Origin of the sequence: Pirellula sp. SH-Sr6A, from assembly GCF_001610875.1 — a bacterium.
Lineage (GTDB): Bacteria > Planctomycetota > Planctomycetia > Pirellulales > Pirellulaceae > JBKCUI01.
The window spans coordinates 257,531-267,459 of the sequence record NZ_CP011272.1; the positions used below are offsets into that span (position 1 = coordinate 257,531).

Sequence of the window (9,929 nt, forward strand, 5' to 3'; positions counted from 1 at the left end):
AGAACGAACATGAAACGATTCGACGACGATCCTTGCGAATCACAGGAACACGTTCCACCAACCGATCGGAATTCGTCCATGCTTTGCCATAGCTCTGATGGCGATCCTAACGAGGGAGACTGCTTTCGGATCAATATCAAGGGTTCGCATCGGGACAACCGTGCTGCCGTTGTCCAGAACAAGTCCATGCACCTGCTGTCCTGTGCCATGCTACCGAGGCGTCGGTTTTTAGCTCAAAGCGTATGGGGAGTCGCCGGCGCCGTTTGGATGACGGAAACCATGGGAGGCGTGGGTGGTTCGGTCTTGTGGGGCGCGCAAGCCCCGAGTTCGGAATCGGAGCCCGCATCCTTTCAAACCCAATTCCCGGCCATGGGGAGTCTGCTCCGGATCTTGTGGGAAGATTCCGGACCGACCCGTGCCGAGGCGGCCGAACGGGCCAAAGGGGTGGATCGAGAAGGGCGCGCGTTGGCCGAGTACTGGAACGGGTTACTCAGCGATTACGACGACGAGAGCGAAGCGTCGCGACTATCCGCAGCGGCGGACGATCTGCAATGGCACCCGGTGAGCGAAGACTTGGGACGCGTGCTGCGTGAAGCAGACCGATGGTATCGGCTCAGTGAAGGCGCATTCGATGCATCACTCGGCGCCATGACCCGATTGAGAAGAAAGCGAAAGCTACCCGCTTCGACCGACTGGGAGCGAGCCAAGGAATCGATCGGATGGGAGTGGGTGGACTGGGACGGAGACCGCGGACGATTGCGGTTCAAGCGTCCTGGGATTCGTTTCGATTTTGGAGCGATAGGCAAGGGATGGGTAGCCGATCGGATTTTTGATTTGTTGACGGGGAAGGATCTCGATCGATGTTTGATCAATTTCGCTGGTAACATGCGAATTGGAAACCCCCCGTCGAATGCGACCGGATGGCCCGTCAGTATTGATGCTTGTTCGCGTGGGGGCGCGACGGAGGAGCCGGTGGAGTTGGTGCGACTATCTTTGTCGCAATGCGGCATATCCACATCGGGAGATCGTTGGCAGCGGTTACCGGATGCGCGAAGTCAATCGCGAAGTGAAACGTCGAGTCACATTCTCGATCCGCGTCTGGGGCTGGGGCTGGATGCCCCGCAAAGCATCACGATTTTGGCACCGGACGCCACCAGCGCCGACGCGGCCTCGACCGCGACCGGAGTCCAAATCCACCGCAACGCAAGCCATTGGCTGGAACGCTTATCGGAATCCTCCCCAGACTACCGCTGGATCATCCAAATCCTCCGCGCCAACGAAATCCACCTAATGCAAAATAGCGGCGAGTAGCGAGGGCAAAGGGCAAAGGGCAAAGAGCAAAGAGCAAAGAGCAAAGAGCAAAGAGCATGGAGCAAAGAGCATGGAGCGAAGGGCATGGAGCGAAGGGCATGGAGCGAAGGGCATGGAGCAAAGAGCATGGAGCAAAGAGCATGGAGCAAAGAGCATGGAGCAAAGGGCATGGAGCAAAGAGCATGGAGCAAAGGGCGAGGACAAATGGTGAGCCGTCGTCCTCGACGGCTTCCCCCGTCTCCGTGCTATCCCCCCGTTTTCTGCTCCCCTCGCCCCGCTTCGGGGAGAGGGGCTGGGGGTGAGGGGTTGGGCACCTTCACAAACTCTTCAATCGCTCGAATCACTTCGCGACCATCCCGAATCACCGCATAGCCAGGTATACGAAGGACTCTATACCCTCGCCCTTGCAGGAATCGATCGCGATGCCGATCATGAGCTAACCCATCCTCGGTGAAATGGCTTTCGCCATCGATCTCAATAATGAGTTTCTCCTCCACGCAACAGAAATCCACCGTGTAAGGTGGAATCGGATATTCACGACGGAACTTCAAACCTTGGATCTGTCGATTGCGAATCCAGTGCCAAACATTTGTCGAAAATTCGTTGGACGTTCGACGCTGGCTTTGTGCAAATTCGATTGCTTCTTTGGACCTGGACCGGCTGCGTTTCATGGGAATGAGTCTCTCTTCGATGCCGCGGAATCCAATAGCACTTTAAGACCTGGAATCACGTTAGAAACGTTCTCTTATTCTCTCAGCACTCAACCCCTCACCCCCCCGCCCCTCTCCCCGAAGCGGGGCGAGGGGGGCCGAGAATCAAAAATATGAGGAGCGAGGAGCGAGGGGCATGGAGCGCTACCCATGTCCTGAACCTGAACCAGGGAGCTATTTTCTTCATTCTCGCCGCTCGCTGCTCGCCACTCTTTTCTCCGTTTAGGGGCGGTCGATTCGCCGATAGGGTGCGAGCAGGGGAAGCCGTCGAGACGACGGCTCTACATTTGCTCCCGCCTCCCGCCTCAAGCCTCCGCGCTTCCCCCCCCTTTTCTGCTCCCCTCGCCCCGCTTCGGGGAGAGGGGCTGGGGGTGAGGGGTTGGGCGCCTTCACAAACTCTTCGATCGTTCGAATCACTTCGCGACCATCCCGAATCACCGCAAAGCCTGGTATACGAAGGACTCTAACCCCTCGCGCATGCAGGAATCGATCGCGATGCTGATCATGAGCTAACCCATCCTCGGTGAAGTGACTTACGCCATCGATCTCAATAATGAACTTCTGCTCCACGCAACCGAAATCCACGGTGTAAGGTGGAATGGGATATTCGCGACGAAACTTCAATCCTTGGATCTGTCGATTGCGAATCCAGTGCCAAACATTTGTCGAAAATTCGTTGGACGTTCGACGCTGGCTTTGTGCAAATTCGATTGCTTCTTTGGACCTGGACCTACTGCGTTTCATGGAAATGAGTCTCTCTTCGATTCCATGGAATCCAATAGCAATTCAAGACCTGGAATCACGTTAGAAACGTTCTCTTATTCTCTCAGCACTCAACCCCTCACCCCCCCGCCCCTCTCCCCGAAGCGGGGCGAGGGGGGCCGAGAACAGAGAATATGAGTAGCGAGTAGCAAAGAGCATGGAGCGCTACCCATGTCCTGAACCTAAACCAGGTAGCTATTTTCTTCACTATTGCTGCTCGCCACTCTTTTCTCCGTTTAGGGGCGGTCGTTTCGCCGATAGGGTGCATGCGGGGGAAGCCGTCGAGGACGACGGCTCTACATTTGCTCTCGCTCCGGCCTCAAGCCTCCGTGCTTCCCCCCCCTTTTCTGCTCCCCTCGCCCCGCTTCGGGGAGAGGGGCTGGGGGTGAGGGGTTGGGCGCCTTCACAAACTCTTCGATCGTTCGAATCACTTCGCGACCATCCCGAATCACCGCAAAGCCTGGTATACGAAGGACTCTAACCCCTCGCCCTTGCAGGAATCGATCGCGATGCCGATCATGCGCTAACCCATCCTCGGTGAAGTGACTTGCTCCATCGATCTCAATAATGAGTTTCTGCTACACGCAACCGAAATCCACGGTGTAAGGTGGAATGGGATATTCGCGACGAAACTTCAATCCTTGGATCTGTCGATTGCGAATCCATTGCCAAACATCTGTCGAAAATTCGTTGGATGTTCGACGCTTGCTTTGTGCAAATTCGATTGCTTCTTTGGACCTGGACCGGCTGCGTTTCATGGGAATGAGTCTCTCTTCGATTCCATGGAATCCAATAGCACTTCAAGACCTTGAATCACGTTGGAAACTTTCTCTTACTCTCTCAGCGCTCAACCCCTCACCCCCCCGCCCCTCTCCCCGAAGCGGGGCGAGGGGGGCCGAGAACAGAGAATATGAGTAGCGAGGGGCATGGAGCGCTACCCATGTCCTGAACCTGAACCAGGGAGCTATTTTCTTCATTCTCGCCGCTCGCTGCTCGCCACTCTTTTCTCCGTTTAGGGGCGGTCGTTTCGCCGATAGGGTGCATGCGGGGGAAGCCGTCGAGACGACGGCTCTACATTTGCTGTCGCCACTCCTCCGGCCTCCGGCCTCAAGCCTCAAGCCTCAAGCCTCAAGCCTCGGTGCTACCCCCCCCGGATCTCTGCTCCCCTCGCCCCGCTTCGGGGAGAGGGGCTGGGGGTGAGGGGTTGGGCACCTTCACAAACTCTTCGATCGTTCGAATCACTTCGCGACCATCCCGAATCACCGCAAAGCCGGGTATACGAAGGACTCTATACCCTCGCCCATGCAGGAATCGATCGCGATGCCGATCATGAGCTAACCCATCCTCGGTGAAGTGGCTTTCGCCGTCGATCTCAATAATAAGCTTCTGCTCCACGCAACAGAAATCCACGGTGTAAGGTGGAATGGGATATTCACGACGGAACTTCAATCCTTGGATCTGGCGATTGCGAATCCATTGCCAAACATTTGTCGAAAATTCGTTGGAGGTTCGACGCTGGCTTTGTGCAAATTCGATTGCTTCTTTGGACCTGGACCGGCTGCGTTTCATGGGAATGAGTCTCTCTTCGATGCCGCGGAATCCAATAGCACTTTAAGACCTGGAATCACGTTGGAAACGTTCTCTTATTCTCTCAGCACTCAACCCCTCCCCCCCCCGCCCCTCTCCCCGAAGCGGGGCGAGGGGGGCCGAGAATCAAAAATATGAGGAGCGAGGAGCGAGGGGCATGGAGCGCTACCCATGTCCTGAACCTGAACCAGGGAGCTATTTTCTTCATTCTCGCCGCTCGCTGCTCGCCACTCTTTTCTCCGTTTAGGGGCGGTCGATTCGCCGATAGGGTGCATGCGGGGGAAGCCGTCGAGGACGACTGTTCGACATTGCTCTCGCCACTCGTTACTCGCCTCTCGCCACTCGCTACTTCCCACTTTGCCTAGCCACGCCAACTACTTCCTTCACGCAAAAACAGTCGAGGACGACTGTTCGACATTGCTCTCGCCTCTCGCCACTCGCTACTCGCTACTTCCCACTTTGCCTAGCCACGCCAACTACTTCCTTCACGCAAAAACAGTCGAGGACGACTGTTCGACATTGCTCTCGCCTCTCGCCTCTCGCCTCTCGCCTCTCGCTACTCGCTACTCGCTACTCGCTACTCGCTACTCGCTTTTCGTCCCTTCCCACTTTGCCTAGCCACGCCAACTACTTCCTTCACGCAAAAACAGTCGAGGACGACTGTTCGACATTGCTTCCGCCTCTCTTCTTTCTCGCTTCTCGCTTCTCGCTACTCGCTTCTAACTGCTAACTGCTTACTGCTTACTACTTACTACTTACTACTTACTACTTACTACTTACTACTTACTACTTACTACTTACTACTTACTACTTACTACTTACTACTCGCCACTCGCCACTCGCTACTCGCTACTTATTTCTCTCATCTTTTCTTCGAAGTCTTTTGCGAATTGGGGGCCGTCGCATAGGGGGGAGTCGAGGACGCGTTGACGGAGGGTGCGACGCAAGGGAGATAATCGCTCGATCTCGCTCGCCCACGCGCATGCTTTTGCAATGTACTCCTCCGACGACGATGCAATGAACTCGGTGAGGCCGACATTAGATAGATGACTCAAGGAATGCCGACCGGCAAACGTGCGATGCGGCCAAGTTACCGTGGGTATGCCCATCCACATGGCTTCTATCGTGGTAAGTCCACCCGAATAAGGAAACGTGTCGAGCGCGAGGTCGACGCGATGGTATCGCTCCATCAACGATGCAGCCCCAGTCGTTTGATCGAACTCGATCCGCCCCCCACAACCCATTCCCTCCATCGCCGATTCGATCCGCTCCCGATTCATTCGATCTGGCATCCCCGTATAACAAAGCAACAATCGGGAATTCGGTACGCGTCGCATGATCTCGCCCCAATGCAGCATAACCCTGCGATTGATCTTGGCCGGATTGCACATCGCACCAAACGTGACATACCCCTTTCGCTCCGCCGGCAACTCCCCAATGGGTGGCGCATCTTCAGGTGGCGTATAAGTCACGTACCCATGGGGCATGCGCAATATCTTTTCGGTGTAATAGCACTCGAACTCCGACGGGACATGGAAACGATCCGCGAGAAGATAGTCCATCGTTTGAAGACCCGTTGTTCCCACATATCCCGCCCAACTGATCTGAACGGGAGCCGCCCGCGACGCAAAAACTCCCAGCCGGTTGTTCGCAGTGTGTCCCGACAGATCGAACAAAATATCCACTTCATCGGACCGAATCCGATCGCGCAGCGCTTCATCGCTCCAAGCAGCCGCGTCCAACCAACGAAACGTCTCCGCTTCGATCTTCGCGGCAAGCCAATCGCGACCAATTCGATCCGAGTAAACAAATGTCTGGAATCGGTCGCGATCCAGATGCTTGAACAGTCGATACGTGAAATAACCCACGGGGTGGGCGCCGAGATCCGCCGAGGTGAAACCAATCCGCAGCGGACGGTCGCGTTGAGGAAGATTTGAATTGCGCGCAACGCTCGCAACGGCGCAATGGTCCGGTGCAGCCACTTGTTCTGTTTCGGGAGCAACGCTTTGCCACCAGAGGTCATGCTCGTCGCGCAGTTTCTCGGGGGTAATATCGGGGTGGTATTGCATGGCCATGAGCAATCCGTCGTGCGCGTCCCGGACCTTGCCTCGCAACGCGATGGCAGATCGAAACCGCTCGATCGCCGTATCGATGTCCCCGACGCTCAAGCAGCAGCCGGCCTCCAGCAACAACGCCTCGTGGTTCTTCGGATCGAGCTCTCGTCCCTTTTGAATGGCCTCGAGGGCATCGGATAGCCGTCCCAGTTTGCGCAGGGCATTGCTGTAATTGCAAAAGGTCGTCGCGTAGGAGGGATTCTCGGACAGAGAACGTTCCAAGAACGAAACGGCCGCGGTCGCATTGCCAAGCGTGGTTTGCAGAAGCCCAATTGCATTGAGAACCAGATGATGGTTCGGTGCTCGTTGATGCGCACGATCGAGCCAGCGTTTCCCTTCGTCGATTTCGTGCCGAGAGAAGTGCGTCGAAGCCAGCCGCGTCAACGCATCAACGCTAGTCGGACTCAGCTCGGTCGCTTTCGTGTATTGCACGATCGCTTCGTCGATCCGGCCCAGCCGCTTGAGAACCGCCCCTTTGGAGAGATGCAATTCGACATTCGGCCGACAGCGCTCGATCGCCCGGTTCGCCCACTCCAAGGCTTCCTCCACTCGCCGTTCTTCCGAGAGGAGACGCAATAGGCTGAGATAGGGAGAAGCCGTGGAGGGTGAAGCGTCGATCGCTTTTCGGAAGGCTTCTTCGGCGCGCAGGTTGTTCTCTTGCAATCGGTAGGCCTTGCCAAGATTGAACCAAGTATCGTGGGCTTCGGGGTTGGATTGGAGGGCTCGCTGATAGGTTGCGATGGCTTCGTCGATCCGTCCGATATTCCGGAGTGCAACGCCAAGGTTCCCGAGAAAGACGCTGCTATCGGGGCTCCATCGCAGGGCCTGTTGGATGCAATCGATCGCGGCAACGTGATTCCCGTTGGCCATCTCGATGAGACCTAGCAAGTGCAGTGCATCGGGTTGTTCGGGGCATACCTCGAGCACTTGCCGATAGAGAGACTGTGCATCGGCCAGTTTCCCCTGTTGTTGCAGCGCGACCCCTTTGTTGAGCAGGGCGACGACATAATCGGAGGGAGAGAAGGAGTTCATTCCATCAGTCTGATTCAAGAAGGGTGACGAGTCGATCCCGCATGCGAGAGAAGACCGAGTCCCAATCCCAAAGCTTCGGCTGGCGGAACATCGTCATCGTCGGATACCAAGGGTTCTCTTCCCGGTCGTCGCTCATCCATCGCCATTCGGCGGCAAAGGATTTCGCCAGCCAAATGGGGCGTCCCAGCGCTCCGGTGAGGTGCGGAATCGCGGTGCATGGTGAGATGACCAAGTCCAGGTTTTGAATGATCGCCGCGGTGTCCATGAAGGCGCCCGCATTGGCATCGAGGTTTTCGAAGCGAATCAGTTCAAAGTCGATGTCCCCGAGCTGTTCCATCCCTTCCCGCTGTTGCAAACAAATCAGACGGACCCCGGGTACGGAAGCGATCGATTGAAACATCTTCAGCGGAACTCTGCGGACTTCATCGTTGGCGAAATTCGGGTTTCCTTGCCAAGCGATCCCGATTCGGAAACCGGTGTAGGGCGAGAGTTTCGCTTTCCACTGCTCCGTGAGCGATGGGGAGGGATAAAGGTAAGGGACGCTTTTGGGGACCGAGTCCCACGTCGTCCGAAGGGCATGGGGCAAACTCATCAACGGGATATGGAGATCGTAATCGGGGAGTGGATCCCCGTCGGCGATCACGCGTTCCAGGTAGGGGCAGGCGCTCAGGAGTGGAACGAGGCAACGGTGGGAGAGAAAGGTAATCTTTCCACCCAGCGCGTGGGCGATGTTGGCATAGCGGATGAATTGAAGCGAGTCCCCGAGGCCTTGCTCGCAATGGATCAGGAGCCGGCGGCCATCGAGGGCGGAACCATCCCATTCGGGTTTGGGGAACGTACGTGGTTTGTGTTTGCTGAGCTTGCGCTTTTCGTAGAGAGGCCAGCCTTGTTCAAATCGACCGGACTGCAGGTGGAGGAAGCCCTTCATCATCAGAGAGTCGATGTCATGGGGGCTGATTCGCAATGCGGTTTCGACCGCGTCTGAAGCTTGCGAGGTATGGCCGAGAAAGTTTCGGCACGCGGCGAGTTGGCAACCTGCGATGGCACCAAACTCACGCCAAGTCTCTTCGGAGATTGTTGCGAACGGCGGGAGTTGAGGGTTGAGTTCCGAGCGGCGGCTACCCAAAAGCAGGGTTTGATCGAATGCGTGGCAAGCTTCTTCGAATCGATTTTGGGCGGCCAGGATAATGGCGAGGTTGCACCAGACAGAAAAGAAATCGGGAAGGAGTGCGAGCGCTTCGCGGCAAGCGGCTTCGGCATCCGGATAGCGTTTCGTGTTTTTAAGAACGGTCGCATAGTTGTTCAGCATGCCTGCGTGCCCCGGATGGAGCTCGACGATCCGCTTCCAAACCGTCACACCTTCTTCGCTGGGGACCGTTTCTTTAAGAAGGCATTGCCCATATCCGATCAGGGCCGCGCGGTGATCGGGATCGGTGGCCAAGAGGGTGCGGAAGTGCGGGATTGCGGCATCGTGCTTTCCGGTTTTGGTAAGGGTAAATGCCAACGACAAACGAGCGTCGACTGCGGTCGGGTCCAATTGGAGGGCGCGTTCGAGCAAAGGAAGAGCGTTCTCCAGTTTCCCTTGTTTGATTTGATTGGTCGCGAGATTTCGCAACGCATCGAATGCATCGGGATCGACCGACAAAGCCAGTCGGTAGTAATGCTCGGCCATGCTCAGATCCGAGATCCGCGAGTAGGCCGTCCCAAGGTTCACGAGAATGGGAGCATGGCGTGGGAATTGTTTCACTCCATGTTGAAGAATCGCGATCGCTTCGTTGGCTCGATCCGATTGAACGAGCAACGCTCCCAAGAGGTAGATCGCATCGACGCAATCGGATTGTTTGCCCAGGATTTCGCGGTAAAGCGATTCCGCTTGCCCCATCGAGCCGTTTCGATGAAGGTCCAACGCGGTTTGAATCTGTTCGACAATAGCATTCATAGGGACGTAGGCGAGGATAGGGAGATCCGAGGCGTGTGAAGGTGCAGTCGATCCAGTCCGAGGAGTCACCTCGTTCGGTGGTTCTCATAGGTTCACGGGAGAAACGACAGCGAGACGATGCGTTTCCAAACCGGCTTCTTACTATAGCAAGCCGTTGACGAACCAAGCATGAATGGGAGATCGTATCGAGGTCTATTAAACCGGCACGCTAACCGTTCCTATTACGATCGCATCCTCATCTTTTGTTGGTTTGTAGGGATTGATGAAGCGCATTCATGCACGACGACTGGGGCCGACTCTTCGACTGCACGCGTTTACGAATCGGGCGCGCGCATGCGCGATGACGCTAGATGAATGAATCAATCGTTACTGCGATGTCGCGCAAGTCTGTTCGGCGATGGTTCGATTCACGAATTGAGAATCAACGCAAGCGTGGCAACCGCAAAACAGCCGTTTTTTTGAATGGATGCCGGT

General features: G+C 56.1%; 7 protein-coding genes and 1 pseudogene. 2 read left to right on the forward strand and 6 right to left on the reverse strand.

The genetic code is table 11. From position 1 onward, the window contains the following. The first annotated feature begins 9 nt into the window (after positions 1–9). Together VN12_RS00805 and VN12_RS26150 are read left to right on the forward strand one after the other, a co-directional pair. Positions 10–1,311, forward strand: coding sequence for an FAD:protein FMN transferase (locus VN12_RS00805; protein WP_146675044.1), 1,302 nt, complete (start codon positions 10–12; stop codon positions 1,309–1,311). A 70-nt stretch (positions 1,312–1,381) separates the two neighbouring features. Beyond that, positions 1,382–1,522 (forward strand): hypothetical protein, encoded by a 141-nt coding sequence (locus tag VN12_RS26150; protein ID WP_205855161.1) that lies wholly within the window; start codon positions 1,382–1,384, stop codon positions 1,520–1,522. Positions 1,523–1,556: 34 nt separating this feature from the next. Here the strand turns inward: VN12_RS26150 and VN12_RS00815 are convergent, their stop codons facing one another. The 6 genes and pseudogenes from VN12_RS00815 to VN12_RS00845 all read right to left on the reverse strand — a co-directional run bounded on the left by VN12_RS00815 (position 1,557) and on the right by VN12_RS00845 (position 9,455). Then, complete coding sequence (locus VN12_RS00815) at positions 1,557–1,982, reverse strand: endonuclease domain-containing protein (protein ID WP_146675046.1); 426 nt, start codon at positions 1,980–1,982, stop codon at positions 1,557–1,559. A 261-nt stretch (positions 1,983–2,243) separates the two neighbouring features. Next, the gene (locus tag VN12_RS00820) at positions 2,244–2,765 is read right to left on the reverse strand and encodes an endonuclease domain-containing protein (protein ID WP_146675047.1); all 522 of its coding nucleotides are present in this window, start codon (positions 2,763–2,765) and stop codon (positions 2,244–2,246) included. A gap of 314 nt (positions 2,766–3,079) precedes the next feature. Then, positions 3,080–3,541: pseudogene (locus VN12_RS26330) on the reverse strand (endonuclease domain-containing protein). A gap of 370 nt (positions 3,542–3,911) precedes the next feature. Beyond that, on the reverse strand, positions 3,912–4,352 hold the full coding sequence (locus VN12_RS00835; protein ID WP_146675049.1) for an endonuclease domain-containing protein: 441 nt from the start codon (positions 4,350–4,352) through the stop codon (positions 3,912–3,914). 860 nt (positions 4,353–5,212) lie between these two features. Then, complete coding sequence (locus VN12_RS00840; RefSeq protein ID WP_146675050.1) at positions 5,213–7,516, reverse strand: tetratricopeptide repeat protein; 2,304 nt, start codon at positions 7,514–7,516, stop codon at positions 5,213–5,215. Positions 7,517–7,520: 4 nt separating this feature from the next. Next, positions 7,521–9,455 carry a tetratricopeptide repeat protein gene (locus VN12_RS00845; RefSeq protein WP_146675051.1) on the reverse strand — a complete coding sequence of 645 codons (1,935 nt, stop codon included), beginning with the start codon at positions 9,453–9,455 and terminating at the stop codon, positions 7,521–7,523. Positions 9,456–9,929: the final 474 nt, after the last annotated feature.